Consider the following 24,744-nt stretch of genomic DNA (forward strand, 5'->3'; position numbering starts at 1 on the left):
GAACATCCGGATCGTCGCGGTTGGGCTGTATGAGGATATATCAGAGTGAGACTTCTCGGACGGAAACCTCTCATACCGGTGCGCCCTTTTCTTTTGCGCTACTTTCCCGTGTTTATCGGCGTAATTTTAGCGGGCATCTTCGGCAGTTCTTCTGTTGTTGTGCTGGTGGAAAACTATTATTTACCATCGTTATCGAACGCTGCTGCTGAAAGTGCATGCGTGCTCTTGGCCTGGTTTATCACCCACTGCAATTTCATGATTGCCTACGGGCGACCTAAGTGGGTCTGGGGCATGTATGGCCTTTTCATCGCCTGCCTGTTGGTCGCTGTGCCAGGTTTTCATTTTTCACCGAACCCATTCATTTACGCGGAATGCTTCTTTTGGCCGGTACTCGGCCTGCTGCTGCTTCGCAGCAAACGCCACCGGGAACTGCGTGCCAAATGCGTAGAACTTCGCCATATGCGCGGGAAGGTAAGGGTGGCCATTGAAAAGCGGCGCAAACACGAGCGCGCAATAATCAGAATAAAGAAATCGAGGTAATTCCCCACCCCGCCCCCAAAACCGATACCGCCCCACCCACTCCCCGCCACATATATGTGCAGCTCTTGCACCATTGCACCAACGTTGGCGCCGTTTTGGTGCTGTACTGCACCGGGTCTTACGATAAAGCGCAATGACTGCCGCTCTGGCATAAGTCTTGCGCGCGTTGTGTCCATGCCCTGGCTTGCAGGAGGCCGCCGTGTCGATTCATGTCGCGTTGCACCACGTTACGCATTACCGCTACGACCGCGCTGTCGAACTCGGCCCACAGATCGTGCGTTTGCGCCCGGCGGCCCATAGCCGCACGCGGATTTTGTCCTACGCACTGAAAGTGCTGCCCGAGCAGCATTTCATCAATTGGCAGCAGGACCCTCAGGGTAATTACCTGGCGCGCCTGGTGTTCCCGGAAAAGACTGACGAACTGCGTATCGAAGTCGACTTGGTCGCCGAGATGGCGGTGTTCAACCCGTTCGATTTTTTCCTTGAACCCTACGCGGAAAAAATCCCGTTTCGCTACGCCGCCGACGAGCAGCGCGAGCTGGCGCCGTACCTGGAAACCTTGCCGCTGACGCCGAGGTTCGCCGCTTACCTGGCGGCTATCGACCGCACGCCGCTGCCGGCCGTGGATTTCCTGGTGGGCCTCAACCAACGCCTGGCCGCCGATATCGGTTACCTGATCCGCATGGAACCCGGCGTGCAGACCCCGGAGTTCACTCTGGAAAATGCCTCCGGCTCGTGCCGCGATTCGGCTTGGCTGCTGGTGCAATTGCTGCGCAACCTGGGGCTGGCGGCGCGGTTTGTGTCCGGCTATCTGATCCAGCTCACCGCCGACGTCAAAGCCCTCGATGGCCCGTCCGGTACCGAGGTGGACTTCACCGACCTGCACGCCTGGTGCGAAGTGTATTTGCCCGGCGCCGGCTGGATCGGCCTGGATGCCACCTCCGGGTTGTTCGCCGGTGAAGGCCATATTCCGTTGGCCTGTAGTCCCGATCCATCGTCTGCCGCGCCGATCAGTGGCCTGGTGGAGCCGTGCGAGTGCGAATTCACCCACGAGATGTCGGTAGAGCGCATCTGGGAAGCGCCACGGGTAACCAAGCCCTACACCGAAGAACAGTGGCTGGCGATCCAGGCCCTGGGGCGGCAGATCGATGGCGACCTGCTGGCGGACGACGTGCGCCTGACCATGGGCGGCGAACCGACCTTCGTCTCCATCGACGACCCCGACGGCGCCGAGTGGAACACCGCTGCCCTGGGGCCGGACAAGCGTCGCCTGTCCGCCGAACTGTTCCAGCGCATGCGCAAGCACTACGCGCCCAAGGGCCTGGTGCATTTCGGCCAGGGCAAGTGGTACCCCGGCGAGCAACTGCCGCGCTGGTCGCTCAACTGTTACTGGCGCCGCGATGGCGAGCCGATTTGGCACAACAGCGCGCTGATCGCCGATGAGCAACAGGACTACGGCGCCGACGGCGTGCTGGCCGGGCGTTTCCTGGGCAGTGTTGCCGAGCGCCTGAAGTTGCCGGCGCGCTTTGTGTTTCCGGCCTTTGAAGACAACTTCTATTACCTGTGGCGCGAAGGCGCGCTGCCGCAAAACGTCACCGCCCTTGACCCGCGCCTGAGCGATGAGCTGGAACGCGAGCGTCTGCGCAAAGTGTTCAGCCAGGGCCTGGACAAGGTCATCGGCCAAGTGCTGCCGCTGGCGCGCACCGCTGCCAATGACCGCTGGCAGAGTGGGCGCTGGTACCTGCGCGACAATCACTGCCGACTGGTGCCGGGGGATTCGCCGCTGGGTTATCGCCTGCCGCTGGCCTCGCAGCCCTGGGTGACGGCGGCAGAGTACCCGTTTGTCCACCCGACCGACCCCAACCAGGACTTGCCCGAGCTGCCGAGCACGGCGCAATTGCAACGCCATGGCGAAGCGGCGCCGAGCGTTGAGCGCCTGCCGAAGATCGACGAGTCCGCCGACTGGCTGACCCGCACCGCACTGTGCGCCGAAGCGCGCGAAGGCCGCCTGTATCTGTTCATGCCGCCGCTGGAGCGCGTCGAGGACTACCTGGAGCTGGTGGCCGCCATCGAAGCCACCGCCGAAGAACTGCACTGCCCGGTGCTGCTGGAGGGCTACGAGCCGCCGGCGGATTACCGTCTGAGCAACTTCCGGGTCACGCCCGACCCGGGTGTGATCGAGGTCAACGTGCAGCCGTCCGCCACCTGGGACGAGTTGGTGGAACGCACCGAATTCCTCTACGAAGAGGCGCGGCAAACCCGCCTGACCACCGAAAAGTTCATGATCGACGGGCGCCACACCGGTACCGGTGGCGGTAACCACTTCGTGCTGGGCGGCGCGACACCCAAGGACTCACCGTTCCTGCGGCGTCCCGATCTGCTGCGCAGTTTGATCAGCTACTGGCACAACCATCCGTCGTTGTCCTACCTGTTTTCCGGCTTGTTCATCGGCCCGACGTCCCAGGCGCCCCGGGTCGATGAAGCGCGTAACGATGCGCTGTATGAGCTGGAAATCGCCTTCGCGCAAATGCCCGCGCCAGGCGAAGAGTGCCCGCCGTGGTTGGTCGACCGCCTGTTGCGCAATCTGCTGATCGACGTGACGGGCAACACCCACCGCGCCGAATTCTGTATCGATAAGCTCTACTCGCCCGATGGCGCCACCGGGCGCCTGGGCCTGCTGGAGTTGCGCGCCTTTGAAATGCCGCCCCATGCGCGCATGAGCCTGACCCAGCAACTGCTGCTGCGCGCGCTGGTAGCGCGCTTCTGGCGCGAACCCTATGCGCCACCAAAGCTGGCGCGCTGGGGCACTGAGCTGCATGACCGTTTCCTGTTGCCGCACTTCATCGAGCAGGATTTTGCCGACGTGATCGTCGAACTCAACGCCGCCGGCTACCCGTTGCGCGCCGAATGGTTTGCCGCGCACCTGGAATTCCGCTTTCCCAAAGTCGGCGACTACGCCGTCAGCGGTATCGAGCTGGAACTGCGCCAGGCCCTGGAACCCTGGCATGTGCTGGGCGAGGAGGGCGCGGTGGGCGGCACGGTGCGTTATGTGGATTCGTCCCTGGAGCGCCTGCAGGTGAAATTGAGCGGGCTGCCACCGCAACGCTATTTGCTCACCTGCAACGGCATCCCGGTGCCGCTGCAAGCGACCGGGCGCATCGGCGAGTTCGTCGCCGGCGTGCGGTATCGCGCCTGGCAACCGGCCAACTGCCTGCAGCCGACCATCGCGGTCCACGCGCCGTTGGTGTTCGACCTGCTGGACACCTGGATGCAGCGCTCCCTGGGCGGTTGCCAGTATCATGTAGCGCATCCGGGCGGGCGTAACTACGACAGCCTGCCGGTGAATGCCAATGAAGCCGAGAGCCGGCGCATGGCGCGGTTCTTCCGCCTGGGTCATACCCCGGGCAAGCAGCCGGTTCCGACCGTAGTGGTGAACGATGAATTACCGATGACCCTGGATCTGCGACGTTTCCCCAATAAAAATGACTGAATGCAAGCCAAAATGTGGGAGGGAGCTTGCTCCCGATTACGGTAAATCAGCCGATACATGAGTTGACTGACCCACCGCAATCGGGAGCAAGCCCCCTCCCACAAAGGATTTGCAGTGTTTGTTAGGTTAATCTGAGCCCCCTTGCCCCTGCCGAGCGTTCCATGTCCGACTTGCTCGACCGTTACCCGCTGACCGCGGGCACTTATCACGAACTGCTGGACGACAGTGGCGCGGTGCGTGCCCATTGGCGGCGCCTGCTCGACCATCTGCAACGCAGCACCCCCGCGCAACTGGCCCAGCGCCAGGCGTTGCTGACCCGGCAGATCCAGGAAAACGGCGTGACCTACAACGTCTACGCCGACCCCAAGGGCGCTGATCGCCCGTGGGAACTGGACCTGCTGCCCCATGTGCTGGCGGCCGATGAATGGCAGCACCTGTCGGCCGGCATCGCCCAGCGTGCGCGGCTGCTCAACGCGGTACTGGCGGACCTCTACGGCCCGCAACGCTTGATCAAGGAAGGCCTGCTGCCGGCCGAACTGGTGTTTGGGCATAACAATTTTCTGTGGCCGTGCCAGGGCATCCAGCCGCCCGACGGTACGTTCCTGCACCTGTACGCCGTCGATCTGGCGCGCACCCCGGATGGCCGCTGGTGGGTCACTGCCGACCGCACCCAGGCCCCTTCAGGCGCCGGTTATGCGCTGGAAAACCGCACCATCGTGTCCCGCGCCTTTCCGGATCTGTACCGCGACCTGCAGGTGCAGCACCTCACCGGTTTCTTCCGCACCCTGCAGGAAACCCTGGCGCGCCAGGCGCCCAGCGATAGTCAGCCGCCGTTGATCGTGCTGCTCACGCCTGGGCGTTTCAACGAAAGCTATTTCGAACACCTGTACCTCGCCCGTCAGCTCGGCTACCCGCTGGTGGAAGGCGGCGACCTCACGGTGCGCGACAGCACGGTGTTCCTGAAAACCCTCAGTGGCCTGCGTCGGGTACACGCGATCATGCGCCGCCTCGACGACGACTTCTGCGACCCCCTCGAACTGCGCACCGACTCGGCCCTCGGCGTGCCCGGCCTGCTCGACGCCGCGCGCCAAGGCAACGTGCTGGTGGCCAATGCTCTGGGCAGCGGTGTACTGGAATCCCCCGGCCTGCTGGGCTTTCTGCCGAAGATCAACGAATTTTTGTTTGGCGAAGAACTGCTCCTGCCGTCCATTGCGACGTGGTGGTGCGGCGAAGCGCCGGTGCTTGCCGAAGCCCTGGAGAAACTGCCCGAGCTGCTGATCAAGCCGGCATTTCCGTCACAGAGCTTCAACCCGGTCTTCGGCCGTGACTTGAACGACGCACAACGCGAGGCCCTGGCCGAGCGCATGCGCGCGCGGCCTTACGCGTATGTCGCCCAGGAGCTGGCGCAGCTGTCCCAGGCGCCGGTGTGGCACACCGTCGAAGACCACCTGCAACACCGCGCCATCGGCATGCGCGTCTACGCCGTGGCCAGCGCCGACGGTTACCGGGTATTGCCCGGCGGCCTGACCCGCGTGGCTGCCGAGGCCGATGCCGAGGTGGTGTCGATGCAACGCGGCGGCGCGAGCAAGGACACCTGGGTGCTCGGCGAACGCGCCGCCGGCGGCGAGCAGTGGCGCGCGCAGCGGCCGATCGGCGCCCATGACCTGGTGCGCCGCGACCCTTATCTGCCGTCGCGGGTGGTGGAAAACCTGTTTTGGTTTGGCCGTTATTGTGAACGCTGCGATAACAGCGCGCGCTGGCTGCGCATCGTGTTGGCGCGCTATGTCGACGGCGACGATCCGCTGGCGTTGCAAGCGGCGGTCGAACTGGGCGAAAACCTGCGCCTGTTGCCGGAGGAGGGCGAGTTGCCCGAACGCCTGCTCGCCGCCTTGCTTGGCGACGACTGGCCGTCGAGCCTGCGCGCCAACCTGCAGCGCTTGCAGTGGGCGGCGTCCCAGGTGCGCGGCAAGTTGTCCCGAGAGAACTGGCAGGCCCTGGTGGAGCTGCAACGCGAAGCGCTGGAACTGGAGAGCGAAAGCCCCGACTTTGGCGAGTTGCTGGACTTCCTCAACCGCCTGGTGATGTCCCTGGCGGCGCTGTCCGGGTTTGCCCTGGACGACATGACCCGCGACGAAGGCTGGCGCTTTCTGATGATGGGCCGGCGCATCGAGCGCCTGCAGTTTCTCAGCAGTAGCCTCGCGGCGTTCCTGCGTGGCGTGGCGGTGTTCGATCAGGCCGGGCTGGAATGGTTGCTGGAACTGGGCAACAGCAGCATCACCTACCGCTCGCGCTACCTGGCGGTGCCGCAACTGATTCCGGTGCTCGACCTGTTGCTGCTGGATGAGCAGAACCCCCACGCCGTGTTGTTCCAGTTGAAGCTGGTGAGCCGCACCTTGCGTCGTCTCAACGATGATTTCGCGGTGCCCCGGGAAACCGGCCTGGCGCCGTTGGTCGAGCGCCTCGCGCGGTTCGACCTGGGTTGCCTGGAGAACCCGCTGTTTGGCGAGGCCAGCGTGCGTGCCGCGCTGGACGGCCTGGCCGACCTGCTGCAAGCGGTCGCCGATGAGAGTGGGCAAGTGTCGGATCGCCTGGCCTTGCGCCATTTTGCCCATGTGGATGATGTCAGCCAACAAACGGTGTCGGTGTGATGAGTGCGCGCTATCAGATTTTTCACGATACCCATTACCACTACGACAGCCCGGTATCCCTGGCCCAGCAGTTGGCGCATCTGTGGCCACGGCCATGTGCCTGGCAGCGCTGCACCTCGCAGCAACTGGATATCAGCCCGTTGCCGTCCTCGCGCCGCGATGAGCTGGACGTGTTCGGCAACCCGATCACCCGCCTGGCGTTCGAGCGGCCCCATGATGAATTGTTGGTGAATGCCGGGCTGACCGTGGAAGTGCTGGCGCGGCCGCTGCTGGATTTCCAACAGTCGCCGGCCTGGGACCAGACTCGCGACAGCCTGACCTACAGCAGCCAGCCGCTGTCACCGGCGTTGATCGAAGCCTGTCGCTTTCGCTTCGAATCGCCCTACGTGCATCTGAAGAAAACCTTCGTCGAGTTCTCCGAAAGCTGTTTCCCGCCCGGGCGTCCGCTGTTGCTGGGCGCTCAGGCCCTGATGGAAAAAATCTTCGGCGAATTCACCTTCGATGCCGAAGCCACCCAGGTCGCTACGCCGCTGGTGGAGGTGCTGGAGCGCCGTCGCGGGGTGTGCCAGGACTTCGCTCACCTGATGCTCGCCTGCCTGCGCTCACGGGGCCTGGCGGCGCGCTATATCAGCGGCTACCTGCTGACCCAGCCGCCGCCCGGCCAGCCACGGCTGATCGGCGCCGATGCGTCCCATGCGTGGATTTCGGTGTACTGCCCGATGTCGGGCTGGGTGGATTTTGATCCGACCAACAATGTGCAGCCGGCACTGGAACACATCACCCTGGCCTGGGGCCGGGATTTCTCCGATGTTTCGCCGTTGCGTGGGGTGATTCTGGGGGGAGGCAGCCATGACCCGGAAGTGCGGGTGACGGTGATGCCGCTCTTGTAGGAGCGAGCTTGCTCGCGAAAAAACCGAGAGCGCCGCGTTGAACCAGGCACCCCGCGTTATCGTTAACGCACTTCGCGAGCACGCTCGCTCCTACAGTGATGCTTACTCGGCCGGGTCTTTCGGTGTCTCGGTGTCGTCGGTTGCCACTTCGCCTTCCGCATCCGGGTTCAGTGCGCCGGTCTCTTCGTCTGCAGCGGCTTTCTTGCGTTGCAGCTTTTCCTCTTTCTTCTGTTCCTTGGCCAAGTCTCTTTGACGTTTGGCGAAGGAGTAATTAGGTTTGGCCATGGGCGATCCTCTAGGGTCGAAGGTGAGGGTGGGCGGCGCGCAGCTGCCTTGGGTCGCTATGGTAGCAGCTTAGCGGCGCGCTTGGCCTTCACTTACCGCAGGCGTATGCGGCCAACAGACCGCTGAACAGATGATTGAGGTGCATGGTCCGGACTCCAGTGGGTGATGGACCGATCATAGGCGGGGCGTGGCACTTTGGCTGGTTGATTGTATCGATAAGTCTGATAGCCTAAAGTTGTATACAATTTGTTGATTCAGGTCATAAGACTTTCTGCCCGCCTCGGGCACCCTTGTCGCACTATGCGTTGTTTAAACCCTGCCTTGGAGAATCACATGTTTGCCAAACTCGTTGCTGTTTCCCTGCTGACTCTGGCAAGTGGCCAGTTGCTTGCTGCAGAGTGCAAGGTCACCGTCGACTCTACCGACCAGATGTCCTACAACACCAAGGAAATCGTGATCGACAAGAGCTGCAAGACGTTCACCGTCGAGTTGACTCACTCCGGCAGCTTGCCGAAAAACGTCATGGGCCATAACTGGGTGCTGACCAGCGCAGCCGACATGCAACCGGTCGCGACCGATGGCATGGCTGCCGGCCTCGACAAGAACTACCTGAAAGACGGCGACGAGCGCATCATCGCCCACACCAAAGTCATTGGCGCTGGCGAGAAAGACGCGGTGACCTTTGATGTGTCCAAGCTGAAAGCGGGCACTGACTATGCGTTCTTCTGCTCGTTCCCAGGCCACATCTCGATGATGAAAGGTACTGTGGTCGTCAAGTAAGACCGCATTATCGTTCATCGGGGGCAAGCCCCCTCCCACATTCGACCGCATTCTCATATGGGAACTCGGTCAACTGTGGGAGGGGGCTTGCCCCCGATGGCTACCTCACAATCAACACAACACTATCTGGTTCACCTCACGGCGCAAACGGCATGACCCGCTTGTGCTCGGTCTTGCGATACGTCTCGCAAATGATCCTGAACGCTTCTTCCCGCACCGGCTCGCCGTGCAGGAACGCATCGATCTCGGCATAGGTCACGCCATGTGACGCCTCGTCCGGCTTGCCCGGCGAGAGGTCTTCCAGGTCGGCGGTCGGGATTTTCTCCACCAGCGACTCCGGCGCACCGAAGTGCCGCGCAATCGATCGCACCTGGTTCTTCACCAGCCCGCTCAACGGTGCCAGATCGCAGGCGCCATCACCGAACTTGGTGAAAAAGCCCATCACCGCTTCCGCCGCATGGTCGGTGCCGATCACCAGGCCGCTGGCCGCGCCGGCGATGGTGTACTGCGCGACCATCCGCATGCGCGCCTTGGTGTTGCCCAGCACGAAATCGCGGGACACCGCCGCCTTGCCTTCAAATGCCGCCACTTCATTGGCCAGGGATTTCACCGCTGGGCCGATGTTTACGGTGTGGCGCTCATCCGGCTCGATAAAGTCCACCGCGGCCTGGGCGTCGATTTCATCGAACTGGGTTTCGTAGGGCAGGCGCACCGCGATAAAACGATAGGCCTCGTCGCCGGTGCTGGAGCGCAGCTCCTGCGTGGCGCGTTGGGCGAGCAGGCCTGCGGTCAGGGAGTCGACGCCACCGCTGATGCCCAACACCAATGTCTTGAGCCCTGAATTGCGCAGGCAGTCCTGGATAAAGGTCACGCGCCGGGCGATTTCGGCCTCAAGGGCGGCCTGGTCTTTGAACGGCGCTTGAACCTTGAGCTGCTGCGCAATCTCACGCTGTACGGCTTGCATGATTCACTCCTTGCTGGAAAGGGCAGGTACTTTGAAAACGTGTCGCAAATAGGCGACGAAATTCGGGTCCGTGCAGTGGGTCTTGCCCGCTTCATCGGAGATCTTCGCGACGGGCTGGCCATTGCAGGCCGTCATTTTAAGCACAATGCTCATCGGTTCCACACCTGGAATATCGCAGGTCAGGTTGGTGCCGATGCCAAAGCTCACATTGATCCGACCACGCAGCGCCCGGAATATCTCCAGGGCCTTGGGCAGCGACAGGCTGTCGGAGAACACCAGGGTCTTGCTCATCGGCTCGATGCCCAGCTTGTGATAGTGGGCGATGGCTTTTTCCGCCCACAGCACCGGGTCACCGGAATCGTGGCGCAGACCGTCGAACAGCTTGGCGAAGTACAAGTCGAAGTCGCTGAGGAAGGCGTCGGTGGTGATGCAATCGGTCAGGGCAATACCCAGCAGGCCGCGGTATTCGCGGACCCAGCAGTCGAGGGCGGCGATCTGGCTGTCGATCAGGCGCGGGCCGAGTTGCTGGTGGGCCATGATCCATTCATGGGCCATGGTGCCCAGCGGTTTCATATCGAACTCGCGAGCCAGGTGGACGTTGCTGGTGCCGACAAACCGGCCGGGGAAGTCGTGCTTGAGCACGCTCACCACTTCTTCCTGCACGCGGTAGGAGAAGCGTCGGCGAGTGCCGAAGTCCGCCACCTGCAGCTCGGCGAGCTCGTCGCTGCTGGCGTTTGCGATCAGCCAGTCGAACTTGCGGTACAACTGCTCGCGGGCCTGTTCGAGGACCACGGTCTGGTAGCGATAGCGGTTGCGCACTTCGCTGATGATGGCGAGCATCGGCACTTCAAACAGGATCACATGCAGCCACGGCCCGCGCAGGCGGATAAACAGCTCGCCGTTTTCGATGCCGGTGTGGACATAGCGCAGGTTGAAGCGGAACAAGCCGAGAAAGCGCAAAAAATCCGGCTTCATGAAGCTGATGCGCTCCAGGAAACTCAGTTGGTCCGCGCTCAGGCTCAACTCGGCGAGGCGCTCGAACTGGTAACGGATCTCCGCCAGGTATGGGCGCAGGTCTTCACTGTTGCGGCAACGAAACTCCCATTCAACTTCCACATTGGGGTAGTTGTGCAGCACCGCCTGCATCATGGTCAGCTTGTAGAAGTCGGTGTCGAGCAGGTTCTGCACGATGCGATCGGCAAACACACTCTCGCTCATAACGGGAATCTCCAGACAGGACGGCGATGGGCGCCGGCCTTTACGCACAAGAAAGGAAGGGGGCTAGTGGCGCATAGACCTGTGGGGTTTTGCCAGTGATTTTTTCAGTGAGGCCACTGGCCCTATCGGGGGCAAGTCGAATCGTCGCACCGCCCCTCCCACAGGTTGGAATGCATTTCAAATGTGGGAGGGGGCTTGCCCCCGATAGCGGTATTCCAGGCACTAAATAACCTGCTCCATCATCCACTTCACAAACTCCCGCACCTTGGGCACCTCCGCCGAATGTTCGGGGTACGCCAGGTAATACGCATCCTGGCTCGGCATTGCATGCTGCCAAGGGATCACCAGCTTGCCATCGGCCAGTTCCTCCTCCACCAGAAAGCGCGGTAGCAACGCCACGCCACAGCCCACCTGCGCCGCCCGAATGCACATATAGAACGTGTCGAAACGCGGCCCGTGATAGCTGTGCTCGGTGTGAAACCCCTGGTCGGCGAACCAGTCATGCCAGCCCTGGGGGCGCGAGGCGTTTTGCAGCAGGACCAGGTTGCTCAGTTGCGTGGGGTCGGTGAACGGCTGCGCGGGCAGGCTTTCCGGGGCGCACACCGGGATCAGTTCTTCACTGAACAGTTTCAGGCTCTCGGTGCCGGGGCGTGAGCCTTGGCCGAAGTAGAACGCCATGTCGGCCTTGCCTTGCAGCAACTCGTCCGGTTCCTGTTCGTTGCACAGGTCCAGGTGGATTTGCGGATGACGCAAGCGCCAGCCCTTGAGGCGCGGCACCAGCCAGCGCGCGCCGAAGGTGTAGGGCGTAGACACGCGTAATACTTCGGTCTCGCCACCGTAGGAGCGCAGGTAATGGGTGGACATCTCCACCTGGGTGAGGATTTTGCGCACTTCCACCAAATACAAATCGCCCGCCGGGGTCATCTGCAAGCGTCGGCGTACCCGGCGGAACAGCAGGTGCTGCAGCAGTTCTTCCAGTTGCGCGACCTGTTTGCTCACCGCGCTTTGCGTGAGGTTCAGCTCCTCGGCTGCGCGGGTGAAGCTCAGGTGGCGGGTGGCGGCTTCGAAACACTGCAGGGCAGTGATCGAGGGCAAATGTCTTTTGTTCAGCACGGCATGCCTCTTTTTATGCTTTGCATGAATAAACGGAATGATATCTCGCCTAATCGTCGTTTGTTGGCAAGTCTTGGGCCAGCTACAAATAAGCCCTGGATCGCCGTGTGGGCCGCGGCGCAATTTTTTCTGTATAGATTGAAGGAGTGACCCATGGTTGCTGCATTGCTTGATCGTCTCGGGGTAAACCCGGCGCTGTACCAAGCGGGGAAACAACCCGTGCATTCGCCGATCGATGGCAGCCGTATCGGCAGTGTGAACTGGGAAGGCGCCGCCGAGGTGGAGCAACAGGTCAGTCGCGCCGAGCATGCATTCGAGGCCTGGCGCAAGGTGCCGGCACCGCGTCGCGGCGAGTTGGTGCGCCAGTTCGGCGACGTGTTGCGCGAATACAAGGCCGACCTGGGCGAGTTGGTCTCCTGGGAAGCCGGCAAGATCACTCAGGAAGGCCTGGGCGAAGTGCAGGAAATGATCGACATCTGCGACTTCGCCGTCGGCCTGTCGCGCCAACTGTATGGCTTGACCATCGCCTCCGAGCGCCCGGGCCACCACATGCGTGAAACCTGGCACCCGCTGGGCGTGGTCGGTGTGATCAGCGCGTTCAACTTCCCGGTGGCCGTGTGGGCGTGGAACACCACCCTGGCCCTGGTGTGCGGCAATGCCGTGATCTGGAAGCCGTCGGAAAAGACCCCGCTCACCGCCCTGGCCTGCCAGGCGCTGTTCGAGCGCGTGCTGAAAAAATTCAACGATGCGCCGCAATACCTGAGCCAGGTGATCATCGGTGGCCGCGATGCCGGTGCCGCGTTGGTGGATGACCCGCGTGTCGCACTGATCAGCGCCACCGGCAGTACGCGCATGGGCCGTGAAGTGGCGCCGAAAGTCGCCGCGCGCTTTGCCCGCAGCATCCTCGAGCTGGGCGGCAACAACGCGATGATCCTCGGCCCAAGCGCCGACCTGGACATGGCGGTGCGCGCCATCCTGTTCAGCGCCGTCGGCACCGCCGGGCAGCGTTGCACCACGCTGCGCCGGCTGATCGCCCATGAGTCGGTCAAGGAAGAAATCGTCACGCGCCTCAAGGCCGCCTATTCCAAGGTACGCATCGGCCACCCGCTGGAAGGCAACCTGATCGGCCCGCTGATCGACAAGCACGGCTTCGACGCGATGCAGGATGCGCTGGAGCAGGCCCTGAGCGAAGGCGGCAAGGTGTTCGGTGGCAAGCGCCAACTGGAAGATAAATTCCCGAATGCCTACTACGTGTCGCCGGCGATTGTGGAAATGCCGGAGCAAAGCGACGTGGTCTGCACTGAGACCTTCGCGCCGATCCTGTACGTGGTCGGCTACAGCGACTTCGCCGAAGCCCTGCGCCTGAACAACGCCGTGCCGCAAGGCCTGTCGTCATGCGTCTTCACCACCGATGTGCGCGAAGCCGAGCAGTTCATGTCGGCGGTCGGCAGCGACTGCGGCATTGCCAACGTCAACATCGGCCCGAGCGGCGCGGAAATCGGCGGCGCGTTTGGCGGTGAGAAAGAGACGGGCGGCGGGCGTGAGTCGGGCTCGGATGCGTGGCGCGGGTACATGCGTCGCCAGACCAATACCGTGAACTACTCGCTGGAACTGCCGCTGGCCCAGGGCATTACCTTCGACTGATTACCTTAAGTCGAAGTGCAGTCAAAATGTGGGAGGGGGCTTGCCCCCGATGGCGGTGTGTCAGTCAACAGATGTCCAGCTGATCCACTGCCATCGGGAGCAAGCCCCCTCCCACAGTTGAGCTATATGCAGTTCGGAATAGATGTTTGTTAGGTCTCATCGGAGTCTGGCAATGGCACTACGCGAAACATGTTTGTGGGAACAACTCACCCCTGGCCGGCCGGATCGCGCTGCGCTCAAGGGCGAAGTGAAGGTGGATGTGTGCGTGATCGGCGCCGGGATTACCGGTTTGTCGGCGGCCATTCACTTGCTGGAACAAGGCAAGACTGTCGCCGTGCTGGAAGCCCATCGCACCGGCCATGGCGGCTCGGGACGCAATGTCGGGCTGGTCAACGCCGGCTTGTGGATTCCGCCGGACGAGATCGAAGCCGGTTTCGGCGAGGCGGTGGGCAGCCAGCTCAACCGCATGCTGGGCGCGGCGCCGTCGCTGGTGTTCAGCCTGGTCGACAAATACAACATCGATTGCCAATTGCGCCGCGAGGGCACTTTGCACATGGCGCACAACGCCCGGGGCGAGGCGGATTTGCGCAGTCGTGAAGAACAATGGAAGCGCCGCGGCGCGCCGGTCGAACTGCTCACCGGTTCAGCCTGCGAGCAAGCCACCGGCACTCAAAAGATCTCCGCTGCACTGCTGGATAGACGTGCCGGCACCTTGAACCCGATGGCCTACACCAGCGGCCTGGCCAATGCGGCCGTGGGGTTGGGCGGGCAGCTTTTCGACCATTCCCCGGTTGCACGCCTGGAACGCCAAGGTGCGGAGTGGTCGGTGCAGACCGCGAACGGTGCGGTGCAGGCTGCACAAGTGGTGATCGCCTCGAATGCCTACACCGAAGGCGAATGGACCGAACTGCGGCGCAATTTCTTCCCAGGCTATTACTACCAGGTCGCCTCCGCGCCGCTGACCGACGACGCGGCCCAGCGAATCCTTCCCGGTGGCCAGGGTTCGTGGGACACGCGCCAGGTGCTCAGCAGCATCCGCCGCGACGCCGATGGCCGCCTGTTGCTCGGCAGCCTGGGCAACGGCAACCAGAAACCGACGTGGTTTCTCAAGGCGTGGGCCGATCGGGTGCAGCAGCACTACTTCCCGTACCTCAAATCGGTGCAGTGGGAATGCACCTGGACCGGCTGCATCGCGTTCACCCCGGACCACTTGATGCGCTTGTTCGAACCCGCGCCCGGCCTGGTGGCCGTGACCGGCTACAACGGCCGCGGCGTGACCACCGGCAGCGTGGTCGGCAAGGCCTTTGCCGACTACTTGTGTCACCAGAATCCCCAGGCCCTGCCGATTCCGTTCGCGCCGATGCAACCGCTGGCCGGGGTGGGCCTGCGCAGTTGCCTGTATGAAGCCGGATTCTCGCTGTATCACGCCGGCCAATGCTTGCGGATCGTGATCTGATCAGCGAAATAGCCTTCAGAAGCCGGCACGTTCTTCGCCGACGACTAATCTGTATTGGTGCAAGTTGTAGCAATCACGCACTGTAAATGTGCAGTTCCGTTACGTGCATTGTTACAGCTGTAGGAAGTGTCGTTTGACGGTCTGGTTGCAGGTGCGACCCATGAAGGTTGTACTTTTTTGATCCATGGGTTGCACCTATTGACGTTAGAGGGTTGCACGTCCCGACGAACGGAGCCGAAACACCTGCAATAACAATGACACCGTGTCTTTTTGAAGAATAAAAACGTAATGGCACGCGGCTTGCTCTGGGCTTTCAGTGAAAGTTTTGGTTGAAGGTTTGCAGTGAATACTTAGTGCCAATAAACAAAAACCTCGGAGCACCACTCATGTCCCAGACGTTTTACAAGAAAGGTTTTCTGGCCCTCGCCGTTGCAGCGGCGCTGGGTGTTTCTACGTTTGTTCAAGCTGATGTGAAGATTGGCGTAGCGGGGCCGATGACGGGCGCCAACGCCGCTTTCGGTGAGCAGTACATGAAGGGCGCCCAGGCGGCAGCCGATGTCATCAACAAGGCTGGCGGCATCAACGGTGAGCAGATCAAGCTGGTCGCCGGTGACGATGCCTGTGAACCCAAGCAGGCCGTGGCCGTGGCCAACCGCCTGGCCGACCAGGACAAAGTGATCGGCGTGGTCGGGCACTTCTGCTCGTCCAACACCATCCCGGCGTCCGAGGTCTACGACGAAGCCGGCATCATCGCCATCACCCCAGGCTCGACCAACCCGCAGGTCACCGAACGCGGCCTGGGCGCCATGTTCCGTATGTGCGGGCGTGACGACCAGCAAGGCATCGTGGCCGGCGACTACATCGTCGACGTGCTCAAGGGCAAGAAAGTCGCGGTCATCAACGACAAGGACACCTACGGCAAGGGCCTGGCCGACGCCACCGCTGCCCAGTTGACCAAGCGCGGCGTGAAACCGGTGCTGGAAGAAGGCCTGACCCGGGGCGAGAAAGATTTCAGCGCCCTGGTCACCAAAATCCGCTCCCTGGGCGCCGACGTCGTGTACTTCGGCGGCCTGCACCCGGAAGCCGGTCCGCTGGTTCGCCAGATTCGTGAAGCAGGCCTCAAGGACGTGAAATTCATGTCCGACGACGGCATCGTGACCGACGAACTGGTGGCGACCGCCGGTGGCAAGCAATATGTGGATGGCGTGTACATGACCTTCGGCGCCGACCCGCGTCTGCTGCCGGACAGCAAGACGGTGGTTGAAGAGTTCCGTAAAAACGGCACCGAGCCAGAAGGCTACACCCTGTATGCCTACGCGTCGGTCCAGGCCCTGGCTGCCGGCTTCAACGGTGCCAAGTCCAACAAGGGTGAAGACGCCGCCAAGTGGCTCAAGGCTCACCCGGTAAAAACCGTGATGGGTGAAAAAGCCTGGGATGCCAAGGGCGACCTGAAAGTCTCCGACTACGTGGTTTACCAGTGGGACAAAGACGGCAAATACCACCAGTTGGAAAAGCAGAAGTAAGGCTGAGTACCACAGACCTAATGTGGGAGGGGGCTTGCCCCCGATGACGGTGTATCAGCCACCCGATGTATAGCTGACCCTCCGCAATCGGGGCCAAGCCCCCTCCCACAGGGGGACTGGGTTGTGATTGAGATCTGTCTTTTCCTCCAGAAGCGCCGCACACCTACCGGTGTGCAGGTGCTCACCGCGTGAGATTGCGTTATGGATGGTATTTTCCTGCAGCAACTGGTCAATGGCCTGACCCTCGGGTCGGTCTATGGCCTGATCGCCATCGGCTACACAATGGTCTATGGCATCATTGGCATGATCAACTTCGCCCACGGCGAGGTTTATATGATTTCCGCTTACCTCGCGGCGATCAGTCTGGCACTGCTGGCTTATTTCGGCATCGAATCCTTCCCGCTGCTCATTCTCGGCACCCTGGTCTTCACCGTGGTGGTCACCGGCGTTTACGGTTGGGTCATCGAACGGGTCGCCTACAAACCGCTGCGCAACTCCACCCGACTGGCACCGCTGATCAGCGCCATCGGTATCTCCCTGATCCTGCAGAACTACGCACAGATCGCCCAGGGCGCCAAGCAACAAGGCATTCCGACCCTGCTGGCCGGCGCCTGGCGCGTCGATATCGGCAGCGGTTTCGTCCAGTTGACGTACACCAAGGTCTTCATCCTGGTCGCTGCCTTCGCCGGCATGGCCTTGCTGACCTACATCATCAAGTACACCAAGCTCGGCCGCATGTGCCGCGCTACCCAGCAAGACCGCAAGATGGCCTCGATCCTCGGCATCAACACCGACCGCGTGATTTCCTACGTGTTTGTCATCGGTGCCGCCATGGCGGCCCTGGCCGGCGTGTTGATCACCCTCAACTACGGCACGTTCGACTTCTACGCCGGCTTCATCATCGGCATCAAGGCCTTCACCGCGGCGGTACTCGGCGGCATCGGTTCCCTGCCTGGGGCGATGCTGGGCGGGATCATCCTCGGTATTTCGGAGTCGCTGTTCTCGGGGTTGATCAACTCTGACTACAAAGACGTATTCAGTTTCTCCCTGTTGGTGGTGATTCTGATTTTCCGTCCCCAGGGCCTGCTTGGTCGCCCACTCGTGGCTAAGGTATAAACATGTCTGCTGCCAAATCGATTGATATCAAAAAAAGTGTGGTCGATACGATCCTCGCCGGGCTGATTGCGTTGATCGTGTTCGGTCCGATCGTCGGCGTGGTGCTCGACGGCTACAGCTTCAACCTGCAACCTGCGCGCGTGGCGATCCTGGTCGCCATCGTGATGGCCGGCCGCTTTGCCCTCAGCCTGTTCCTGCAAACGCCCAAGGGCGTGAAGATTCTGCAGGGCTTCGAGAGCAGCGGTTCGGGCGTCCATGTGCTGGCGCCGGACTACAAGTCGCGGCTGCGCTGGATCATCCCGGCGCTGATCGTGATCGCCATCGTGTTCCCGATCTTCGCCAACAAGTACCTGCTCACCGTGGTGATCCTCGGGCTGATCTACGTACTGCTCGGCCTGGGCCTGAACATCGTGGTCGGCCTGGCCGGCTTGCTCGACCTGGGTTACGTGGCGTTCTACGCCATCGGTGCCTACGGCCTCGCGCTGGGGTATCAATACCTCGGCCTGGGTTTCTGGACGGTGCTGCCGCTGGCGGCCATCGCGGCGGCGCTGGCGGGGTGCATACTCGGCTTCCCGGTGTTGCGCATGCACGGCGACTACCTGGCGATCGTGACCCTGGGGTTTGGTGAAATCATCCGCCTGGTGCTGAACAACTGGCTGTCGTTCACCGGCGGGCCAAACGGCATGCCGGTGCCTTCGCCGACCTTCCTCGGCCTGGAATTCGGGCGCAAAGCGAAGGACGGCGGGATTCCGTTCCATGAGTTCTTCGGCCTCGATTACAACCCCAACATCAAGTTCATGTTCATCTACATCGTGCTGTTCCTGGTGGTGCTGGCCGTGCTGTACATCAAGCATCGCCTGACCCGCATGCCGGTCGGCCGCGCCTGGGAAGCCTTGCGCGAAGATGAAATCGCCTGTCGCTCCATGGGCCTGAACCACGTGCTGGTCAAGCTCTCGGCGTTCACCATCGGCGCCTCCACGGCCGGTCTGGCCGGGGTGTTCTTCGCCAGTTACCAAGGCTTCGTCAACCCGTCGTCGTTCACCTTCTTCGAGTCGGCGCTGATCCTGGCCATCGTGGTGTTGGGCGGCATGGGCTCGACGGTGGGCGTGGTGATCGCGGCGTTCGTGTTGACCGTCGCGCCGGAACTGCTGCGCAGCTTCTCTGAGTACCGCGTGCTGCTGTTTGGCGTGTTGATGGTGGTGATGATGATCTGGCGGCCACGCGGCCTGATCCGGATCAGCCGTACCGGTGTGACCCCACGTAAAGGAGTGGCGCCATGAGCAAGGAAGTCGTCCTGTCCGTGGAACATCTGATGATGCACTTCGGTGGCATCAAGGCCTTGAGCGACGTGAGCCTCAAGGTCGAACGCAACTCGATCTTCGCCCTGATCGGCCCCAACGGCGCCGGCAAGACCACGGTGTTCAACTGCCTTACCGGCTTCTACAAAGCCAGTGGCGGCAAGATCGAACTCAACGTGCGCGGCAAGCAGACCAACGTGATCCAACTGCTCGGCGAGCGCTTCGAGGCCATCGACTTCGTGTCGCCGAAAAGCTTCTTCAGCCGCGTGTACTACAAGATGTTCGGCGGCACCCACCTGGTGAACCGCGCCGGCCTGGCGCGGACCTTCCAGAACATTCGCCTGTTCAAGGAAATGTCGGTGCTGGAAAACCTGCTGGTCGCCCAGCACATGTGGGTCAACCGCAACATGCTCGCGGGCATCCTCAACACCAAGGGCTACCGCAAGGCTGAAAGCGACGCCCTCGACCACGCCTTCTACTGGCTGGAAGTGGTCGACCTGGTGGACTGCGCCAACCGCCTGGCCGGCGAGCTTTCCTACGGCCAGCAGCGCCGCCTGGAAATCGCCCGCGCCATGTGTACCCGGCCGCAGATCATCTGTCTCGACGAACCGGCTGCGGGCCTCAACCCCCAGGAAACCGAAGCCCTCAGCGCGATGATTCGCCTGCTGCGCGACGAACACGACCTCACAGTGGTGCTGATCGAACACGACATGGGCATGGTGATGAGTATTTCCGACCACATCGTGGTGCTCGACCACGGCAACGTGATTGCCGAGGGCGGGCCGGATGCGATCCGCAACGACCCGAAAGTGATCGCGGCCTACCTGGGCGCGGATGAAGAGGAGCTTGTATGAACGGGCCTATCCTCGAAATGAAGGACCTGGACGTGTTCTACGGCCCGATCCAGGCGCTGAAGAAAGTCTCGCTGCACATCAACGAAGGCGAAACGGTCAGCCTGATCGGCTCCAACGGCGCGGGGAAATCCACGCTGCTGATGTCGATCTTCGGCCAGCCACGGGCGGAGTCGGGGCAGATCCTCTACAACGGCGTCGACATCACCCACAAGTCGTCCCACTACATCGCGTCCAACGGCATTGCGCAGTCGCCGGAAGGGCGGCGGGTGTTCCCCGACATGACCGTCGAGGAAAACCTGCTGATGGGCACCATCCCCATCGGTGACAAGTTCGCCCAGGAAGATATGCAGCGCATGTTCGAGCTGTTCCCACGGCTCAAAGAGCGGCGTAACCAACGGGCGATGACCATGTCCGGTGGCGAGCAGCAAATGCTCGCCATCGCTCGCGCATTGATGAGCCGGCCCAAGTTGTTGCTGCTCGACGAACCGAGCCTGGGCCTGGCGCCGATTGTGGTGAAGCAGATCTTTTCCACCCTGCGCGAACTGGCGGCCACCGGGATGACCATCTTCCTGGTGGAGCAGAACGCCAACCATGCGCTGCGTCTGTCAGACCGGGCGTATGTGATGGTCAACGGCGAGATTCGCCTGACAGGCACCGGCAAGGAACTGCTGGTGAACGAGGAAGTGCGCAACGCCTACCTCGGTGGCCACTGACCTGGACAACGACGCATAAACCTTGTGGGAGGGGGCTTGCCCCCGATGGCGGTGTATCAGTCAGAACACCTGATACTGACCCACCGCCATCGGGGGCAAGCCCCCTCCCACATTTGTTTTTGTGGTGTTCACAAGTGCGATCCCAAATTGTGGAAAACAAATCCGGCCACCTTCCAAAGCGCGACAGATAGCCGCCGCAAATCGCTGTTTTGTCACAGTTTTGACTTGTCCCCATCCGCTGTGGAACCGGCTGTGGGTAACGTGGGAGTAGCTGGCTGAAAGCCTTTGATTACGTGGCCTGCAGCGTGATGGTTGTTTTTTGATCAGTGGCTTTTTGGCGACCTGCCGAGGGGTTTGTCAACCTGTTTAAAGACACAGGTATATGACCGGATTATGTCTGTCCAACCTGTGGATAAGTCTGTGGTTAAACTCTGGAAAGACGCCCGCAGAGGCCGGAATGACTGGCCTGGAGCCATCGTTCGGTTTTTCCTCTCGTGCATGGGCCTACATACCGCCTCGTCCAGGTCAAGCAAAAAACTTTGCAAAACCGCCTGAAAGCCTTGTACACAGCGGCTCTGGGCTTTTTGCACTTGCCCCCAAAGACTGTGGGCGCAATTGTGGATAACCTGCGCGCATATGGCTGCAGGCCACGGTGTGTAAGGCTTTGCGTGGTTTGGTTAAAAACTGATCAGGCGTGCATGGCGTGATGTGCATAGCGGTTGCCGCGACGACGGTGTAAGGGCATTCTGCTGGCTTATTTTTTCCGATGCCCGCAAGGAGAACACCATGTCCAACACGCTGTTTATTACTGGCGCAACTTCAGGTTTCGGCGAAGCCTGCGCCCGTCGGTTTGCCGAAGCTGGCTGGAAACTGGTGCTCACCGGTCGTCGTGCCGAGCGTCTGAACGCGCTGGTCGAAGAGCTTTCCAAGCAGACCGAAGTACACGGCCTGGTGGTGGACGTGCGTGACCGCCAAGGCATGGAAGCGGCGATTGCCGGCCTGCCGCCCGCGTTCGCCAAGCTGCGCGGGCTGATCAACAACGCCGGCCTGGCCGTGGGCACCGATCCCGCGCCCAAGTGCAACCTCGACGACTGGGAAACCATGGTCGACACCAACATCAAGGGCCTGCTGACCACCACCCACCTGCTGTTGCCGCGCCTGATCGCCTATGGCCGCGGTGCCGGGATCATCAACCTGGGCTCCATCGCCGGCAGCTACCCGTACCCGGGCAGCCACGTGTATGGCGGCTCCAAAGCGTTCGTGAAGCAATTCTCGCTGAACCTGCGCTGCGACCTGCAAGGCACCGGCGTGCGTGTGACCAACATCGAGCCAGGGCTGTGTGAAAGCGAGTTCTCTCTGGTGCGCTTCGGCGGCGACCAGGCGCGCTACGACGCCACCTACGCCGGCGCCGAGCCGATCCAGCCGCAGGACATCGCCGACACCATCTTCTGGGTGCTGAACACCCCGGCGCACGTCAACATCAACCGTCTTGAGCTGATGCCGGTGAGCCAGAGCTGGGCCGGGTTTGCGATTGAGCGTGGGGCCAAGTAAGGCGTTAGACCGAGTCGCCTGCATCGGGGGCAAGCCCCCTCCCACATTTGAATGGGTTCACACATCAAAATCTGTGAACCCAATTCAGTGTGGGAGGGGGCTTGCCCCCGATGAGTCCCTGAAGGTCAGCCGAGAACCTTGACCAACCCCTGATAACAGGTCGCCAGATGATACGGCGTGGTCGACGGCATATCCCGTCGGCTCACGCTGCCCTGGGCATCCAGGCATTCATTCCAGCCCTTGGCATGCAGGAAGTGCTGCTGCAACGCGAGCAACTGGCGCTGCAGCACGGCTTCGCTGCCCGGCCGCAAGGTCAGTGCGCGCAGGTATTCCGCCTGGGCCCAGATGCGTTGGGTGCCGTCGCGCACGCTGCCGTCCAGGGCGAGCATGCCGCTGACCGCGCCGGTCCGGTTATCCACACCCGTTTGCTCGGCATAGGCAAAGGCCCGCGTCAGCGAAGCATGCAGCGGCGTGCCGCGCAGCACGTCGGAAGACTCAAGCAAGAAGAACCACTCGAACTGGTGCCCCGGCTCAAACCAGTTATCCACAGCGCCCAGCGGTTTTTCCATCATCACGCCGTGCTGGCGCTCGATGAAACGCTGCTGCATGGCCGTCGCCAAGGCCAGCAATGCGGTTTGCACCGCGGCGTCTTCACGCACCGCCAGGGTGGCGAGGAAGCCTTCCGCCAGGTGCATCAGCGGGTTTTGCAATGGGCCGGACTTGAGGGACGACCAATTACGCTCCAGCACCGCCTCGTACAGGCCATCGCCGCTGGCGAAACGTTGGGCGACCACTTCCAGCGCCGCATTCAACACCGACTCCACCAGCGGTTCGCGCACCTTGGCCCAGTAATGGGCGCAGGCGAAGATGATGAACGCGTGAGTGTACAGATCCTTGCGCTTGTCCAGCGGCTGGCCGGCGGGGTCGATGCTGTAGAACCAGCCGCCGTGCTCGGCATCGTGGAAATGCCGTTGCAGCGAGCGGAACAACACGGCGGCGCGTTCTTCGGCAAAGGCTGCGCCGGGTTCGCCGATCAGGCTGGCGAACAGGTACAACTGCCGGGCACAGGCCATGGCGCGGTAGCGTTGCGGCGGCAGCGGCCGGTGGTCGGCGTCCAGCGCCTCGTAGGGCAGCGCCAGCTCGGCGTTCCAGCCCGGGCCCTGCCAGAGCGGCACGATCAGGTCATGGAAGTGCGTGAGCACGGCATTCAAGGAAGGCTGAAGGGCGGAGCTTGGAGCGATGGGCATCGGCTGGCGTCGTCACGGCAGGGGTGTAGGCGCGCATGGTAGCAGGCTTGGGAACGGTGGTGTCTGCGCCACCGCTATCGGGGGCAAGCCCCTTCCCACATTCGACCGAGTTCCAACTTTGGAATGCAAGCGAATGTGGGAGGGGCGGTGCGACGATTCGACTTGCCCCCGATGAGGCGCTTAATCGCGCCGCAAATCAGCCAGCCAGCAACCAAACCCCAGTCGCCGCCGAAGCCGCCCCGGCAACCCGCACCAACGGCGCCGCCGCAGTCGGCAGCCAGCGCACCACGGCATAACCGGCAGCGTGCAATACAGCGGTGGCGCCGACAAATCCGGCGGCATACGCCCAAGGGCTGGACATGTCCGGCAGCTCCAAGCCATGGGCCACGCCGTGGAACAGCGCGAACAAGGCCGTCGCCCCCAGCGCCATGAACAACGGCGGGCGCACCGCCAGCGCCACCGCCAGGCCCAGGGCCAGCACCGACGCGGCAATCCCGCTTTCCAGCGCCGGCAACGCCAGGCCTTCAAAGCCCAACAGGCCGCCGAGCAACAGGGTGGCCACGAAGGTGCAGGGCAGCGCCCAACGCGCCGCGCCTTTTTGCTGGGCGGCCCACAAGCCGACCGCCAGCATGGCCAGCAAATGGTCGAGACCGCCCAATGGATGGCTGATACCCGCCACCAGGCCGTTGTCGCCGTGACCCGGGTGGGCGAAGGCCAAGGCGGGTGCGAGCAGCAGGGCGGCGGCAGCGAAGAGTTTTTTCAGGCGCATGGACAGGTTCCTTATGGGTTGATCAGGCTGCAGTCAGCAGGCCCTGGCGTTCGATGAAGGCGACGATCTCATCCAGGCCGACGCCGGTTTTCTGGTTGCTGAACACAAAGGGTTTACCGTTGCGCATGCGTTGGGTGTCGCTGTTCATCAGTTCCAGCGAGGCACCGACCAAGGGCGCCAGGTCGATCTTGTTGATCACCAGCAGGTCGGATTTGCAGATGCCGGGGCCGCCCTTGCGCGGCAGTTTATCGCCGGCGGACACATCGATCACATAGATGGTCAGGTCCGACAGTTCCGGGCTGAACGTCGCCGACAGGTTATCGCCGCCCGACTCCACCAGGATCAGGTCCAGGCCGGGAAAGCGCCGGTTGAGTTGGTCCACCGCTTCCAGGTTGATCGAGGCGTCTTCACGGATCGCCGTGTGCGGGCAGCCGCCGGTTTCCACACCGATGATGCGCTCGGGCGCCAGGGCCTGGTTGCGCACCAGGAAGTCGGCATCTTCGCGGGTATAGATGTCGTTGGTGACCACCGCCAGGTTGTAGCGATCACGCAAGGCCAGGCACAGGGCCAGGGTCAGGGCGGTCTTGCCGGAGCCCACCGGGCCGCCGATGCCGACACGCAGAGGTTGTGTGTTCATGTGCTTCT

General features: G+C 62.2%; 20 protein-coding genes. 13 read left to right on the forward strand and 7 right to left on the reverse strand.

Features of this window, described 5'->3' with window-relative positions:
* The first annotated feature begins 45 nt into the window (after window positions 1–45).
* The 4 genes from PverR02_RS02835 to PverR02_RS02850 all read left to right on the forward strand — a co-directional run bounded on the left by PverR02_RS02835 (window position 46) and on the right by PverR02_RS02850 (window position 7,568).
* Window positions 46–540 (forward strand): hypothetical protein, encoded by a 495-nt coding sequence (locus tag PverR02_RS02835; RefSeq protein ID WP_079442727.1) that lies wholly within the window; start codon window positions 46–48, stop codon window positions 538–540.
* A 199-nt stretch (window positions 541–739) separates the two neighbouring features.
* Window positions 740–4,030 (forward strand): transglutaminase family protein, encoded by a 3,291-nt coding sequence (locus tag PverR02_RS02840; protein WP_079442728.1) that lies wholly within the window; start codon window positions 740–742, stop codon window positions 4,028–4,030.
* A 161-nt stretch (window positions 4,031–4,191) separates the two neighbouring features.
* The gene (locus PverR02_RS02845; protein WP_046384889.1) at window positions 4,192–6,678 is read left to right on the forward strand and encodes a circularly permuted type 2 ATP-grasp protein; all 2,487 of its coding nucleotides are present in this window, start codon (window positions 4,192–4,194) and stop codon (window positions 6,676–6,678) included.
* Window positions 6,678–7,568 (forward strand): transglutaminase family protein, encoded by an 891-nt coding sequence (locus PverR02_RS02850; RefSeq protein ID WP_046384888.1) that lies wholly within the window; start codon window positions 6,678–6,680, stop codon window positions 7,566–7,568. The genes PverR02_RS02845 and PverR02_RS02850 overlap by 1 nt, the downstream gene beginning before the upstream one ends.
* 102 nt (window positions 7,569–7,670) lie before the next feature.
* On the opposite strand, the gene PverR02_RS02855 is transcribed toward PverR02_RS02850, so the two are convergent.
* On the reverse strand, window positions 7,671–7,853 hold the full coding sequence (locus PverR02_RS02855; protein WP_017849733.1) for a hypothetical protein: 183 nt from the start codon (window positions 7,851–7,853) through the stop codon (window positions 7,671–7,673).
* A gap of 333 nt (window positions 7,854–8,186) precedes the next feature.
* Here PverR02_RS02855 and azu point away from each other — a divergent pair, with 333 nt between their 5' ends.
* The gene (azu, locus tag PverR02_RS02860) at window positions 8,187–8,633 is read left to right on the forward strand and encodes an azurin (protein ID WP_046384887.1); all 447 of its coding nucleotides are present in this window, start codon (window positions 8,187–8,189) and stop codon (window positions 8,631–8,633) included.
* Between the two features lie 136 nt (window positions 8,634–8,769).
* Here the strand turns inward: azu and nadE are convergent, their stop codons facing one another.
* The 3 genes from nadE to PverR02_RS02875 form a co-directional block, all read right to left on the reverse strand.
* A complete protein-coding gene (gene nadE / locus PverR02_RS02865) occupies window positions 8,770–9,597 on the reverse strand; it encodes an ammonia-dependent NAD(+) synthetase (RefSeq protein WP_057003682.1) in 828 nt (275 codons plus the stop codon).
* Window positions 9,598–9,600: 3 nt separating this feature from the next.
* Complete coding sequence (gene pncB, locus PverR02_RS02870; protein WP_017849730.1) at window positions 9,601–10,815, reverse strand: nicotinate phosphoribosyltransferase; 1,215 nt, start codon at window positions 10,813–10,815, stop codon at window positions 9,601–9,603.
* 222 nt (window positions 10,816–11,037) lie between these two features.
* A complete protein-coding gene (locus tag PverR02_RS02875) occupies window positions 11,038–11,928 on the reverse strand; it encodes a LysR family transcriptional regulator (RefSeq protein ID WP_057003683.1) in 891 nt (296 codons plus the stop codon).
* A gap of 153 nt (window positions 11,929–12,081) precedes the next feature.
* Here PverR02_RS02875 and amaB point away from each other — a divergent pair, with 153 nt between their 5' ends.
* The 8 genes from amaB to PverR02_RS02920 all read left to right on the forward strand — a co-directional run bounded on the left by amaB (window position 12,082) and on the right by PverR02_RS02920 (window position 22,083).
* The gene (amaB, locus tag PverR02_RS02880; protein WP_079442729.1) at window positions 12,082–13,572 is read left to right on the forward strand and encodes an L-piperidine-6-carboxylate dehydrogenase; all 1,491 of its coding nucleotides are present in this window, start codon (window positions 12,082–12,084) and stop codon (window positions 13,570–13,572) included.
* 172 nt (window positions 13,573–13,744) lie between these two features.
* Window positions 13,745–15,028, forward strand: a complete 1,284-nt coding sequence (amaA, locus tag PverR02_RS02885) for an L-pipecolate oxidase (RefSeq protein ID WP_046384886.1) — start codon at window positions 13,745–13,747, stop codon at window positions 15,026–15,028.
* 386 nt (window positions 15,029–15,414) lie between these two features.
* On the forward strand, window positions 15,415–16,551 hold the full coding sequence (locus PverR02_RS02890; RefSeq protein WP_017849726.1) for a branched-chain amino acid ABC transporter substrate-binding protein: 1,137 nt from the start codon (window positions 15,415–15,417) through the stop codon (window positions 16,549–16,551).
* A gap of 201 nt (window positions 16,552–16,752) precedes the next feature.
* A complete protein-coding gene (locus PverR02_RS02895) occupies window positions 16,753–17,667 on the forward strand; it encodes an ABC transporter permease subunit (RefSeq protein ID WP_012721939.1) in 915 nt (304 codons plus the stop codon).
* A 2-nt stretch (window positions 17,668–17,669) separates the two neighbouring features.
* Window positions 17,670–18,947 carry a high-affinity branched-chain amino acid ABC transporter permease LivM gene (gene livM / locus PverR02_RS02900; RefSeq protein ID WP_017849725.1) on the forward strand — a complete coding sequence of 426 codons (1,278 nt, stop codon included), beginning with the start codon at window positions 17,670–17,672 and terminating at the stop codon, window positions 18,945–18,947.
* Window positions 18,944–19,819, forward strand: a complete 876-nt coding sequence (locus PverR02_RS02905) for an ABC transporter ATP-binding protein (protein ID WP_057003687.1) — start codon at window positions 18,944–18,946, stop codon at window positions 19,817–19,819. The genes livM and PverR02_RS02905 overlap by 4 nt, the downstream gene beginning before the upstream one ends.
* Window positions 19,816–20,532, forward strand: coding sequence for an ABC transporter ATP-binding protein (locus PverR02_RS02910; RefSeq protein ID WP_017849723.1), 717 nt, complete (start codon window positions 19,816–19,818; stop codon window positions 20,530–20,532). The genes PverR02_RS02905 and PverR02_RS02910 overlap by 4 nt, the downstream gene beginning before the upstream one ends.
* A 786-nt stretch (window positions 20,533–21,318) precedes the next feature.
* On the forward strand, window positions 21,319–22,083 hold the full coding sequence (locus tag PverR02_RS02920) for an SDR family oxidoreductase (RefSeq protein ID WP_017849722.1): 765 nt from the start codon (window positions 21,319–21,321) through the stop codon (window positions 22,081–22,083).
* A gap of 125 nt (window positions 22,084–22,208) precedes the next feature.
* On the opposite strand, the gene PverR02_RS02925 is transcribed toward PverR02_RS02920, so the two are convergent.
* The 3 genes from PverR02_RS02925 to ureG all read right to left on the reverse strand — a co-directional run bounded on the left by PverR02_RS02925 (window position 22,209) and on the right by ureG (window position 24,736).
* On the reverse strand, window positions 22,209–23,330 hold the full coding sequence (locus tag PverR02_RS02925; protein ID WP_026140378.1) for an AGE family epimerase/isomerase: 1,122 nt from the start codon (window positions 23,328–23,330) through the stop codon (window positions 22,209–22,211).
* 196 nt (window positions 23,331–23,526) lie between these two features.
* Complete coding sequence (locus tag PverR02_RS02930) at window positions 23,527–24,099, reverse strand: HupE/UreJ family protein (protein WP_079442730.1); 573 nt, start codon at window positions 24,097–24,099, stop codon at window positions 23,527–23,529.
* A 22-nt stretch (window positions 24,100–24,121) separates the two neighbouring features.
* Window positions 24,122–24,736 (reverse strand): urease accessory protein UreG, encoded by a 615-nt coding sequence (ureG, locus tag PverR02_RS02935; protein ID WP_017849719.1) that lies wholly within the window; start codon window positions 24,734–24,736, stop codon window positions 24,122–24,124.
* Between the last annotated feature and the right edge of the window lie 8 nt (window positions 24,737–24,744).

It is taken from the genome of Pseudomonas veronii (assembly GCF_002028325.1).
GTDB lineage: Bacteria > Pseudomonadota > Gammaproteobacteria > Pseudomonadales > Pseudomonadaceae > Aquipseudomonas > Aquipseudomonas veronii.

Bases quoted from the DNA above. Each gene is read 5' to 3' on its own strand.
- amaB (WP_079442729.1), top strand. From the start codon at position 12,082: ATGGTTGCTGCATTGCTTGATCGTCTCGGGGTAAACCCGGCGCTGTAC.
- PverR02_RS02890 (WP_017849726.1), top strand. From the start codon at position 15,415: ATGTCCCAGACGTTTTACAAGAAAGGTTTTCTGGCCCTCGCCGTTGCA.
- PverR02_RS02925 (WP_026140378.1), bottom strand. From the start codon at position 23,330: ATGCCCATCGCTCCAAGCTCCGCCCTTCAGCCTTCCTTGAATGCCGTG.
- livM (WP_017849725.1), top strand. From the start codon at position 17,670: ATGTCTGCTGCCAAATCGATTGATATCAAAAAAAGTGTGGTCGATACG.
- PverR02_RS02895 (WP_012721939.1), top strand. From the start codon at position 16,753: ATGGATGGTATTTTCCTGCAGCAACTGGTCAATGGCCTGACCCTCGGG.
- nadE (WP_057003682.1), bottom strand. From the start codon at position 9,597: ATGCAAGCCGTACAGCGTGAGATTGCGCAGCAGCTCAAGGTTCAAGCG.
- amaA (WP_046384886.1), top strand. From the start codon at position 13,745: ATGGCACTACGCGAAACATGTTTGTGGGAACAACTCACCCCTGGCCGG.
- pncB (WP_017849730.1), bottom strand. From the start codon at position 10,815: ATGAGCGAGAGTGTGTTTGCCGATCGCATCGTGCAGAACCTGCTCGAC.
- PverR02_RS02930 (WP_079442730.1), bottom strand. From the start codon at position 24,099: ATGCGCCTGAAAAAACTCTTCGCTGCCGCCGCCCTGCTGCTCGCACCC.
- PverR02_RS02905 (WP_057003687.1), top strand. From the start codon at position 18,944: ATGAGCAAGGAAGTCGTCCTGTCCGTGGAACATCTGATGATGCACTTC.
- PverR02_RS02850 (WP_046384888.1), top strand. From the start codon at position 6,678: ATGAGTGCGCGCTATCAGATTTTTCACGATACCCATTACCACTACGAC.
- ureG (WP_017849719.1), bottom strand. From the start codon at position 24,736: ATGAACACACAACCTCTGCGTGTCGGCATCGGCGGCCCGGTGGGCTCC.
- PverR02_RS02855 (WP_017849733.1), bottom strand. From the start codon at position 7,853: ATGGCCAAACCTAATTACTCCTTCGCCAAACGTCAAAGAGACTTGGCC.
- PverR02_RS02845 (WP_046384889.1), top strand. From the start codon at position 4,192: ATGTCCGACTTGCTCGACCGTTACCCGCTGACCGCGGGCACTTATCAC.
- PverR02_RS02920 (WP_017849722.1), top strand. From the start codon at position 21,319: ATGTCCAACACGCTGTTTATTACTGGCGCAACTTCAGGTTTCGGCGAA.
- PverR02_RS02910 (WP_017849723.1), top strand. From the start codon at position 19,816: ATGAACGGGCCTATCCTCGAAATGAAGGACCTGGACGTGTTCTACGGC.
- azu (WP_046384887.1), top strand. From the start codon at position 8,187: ATGTTTGCCAAACTCGTTGCTGTTTCCCTGCTGACTCTGGCAAGTGGC.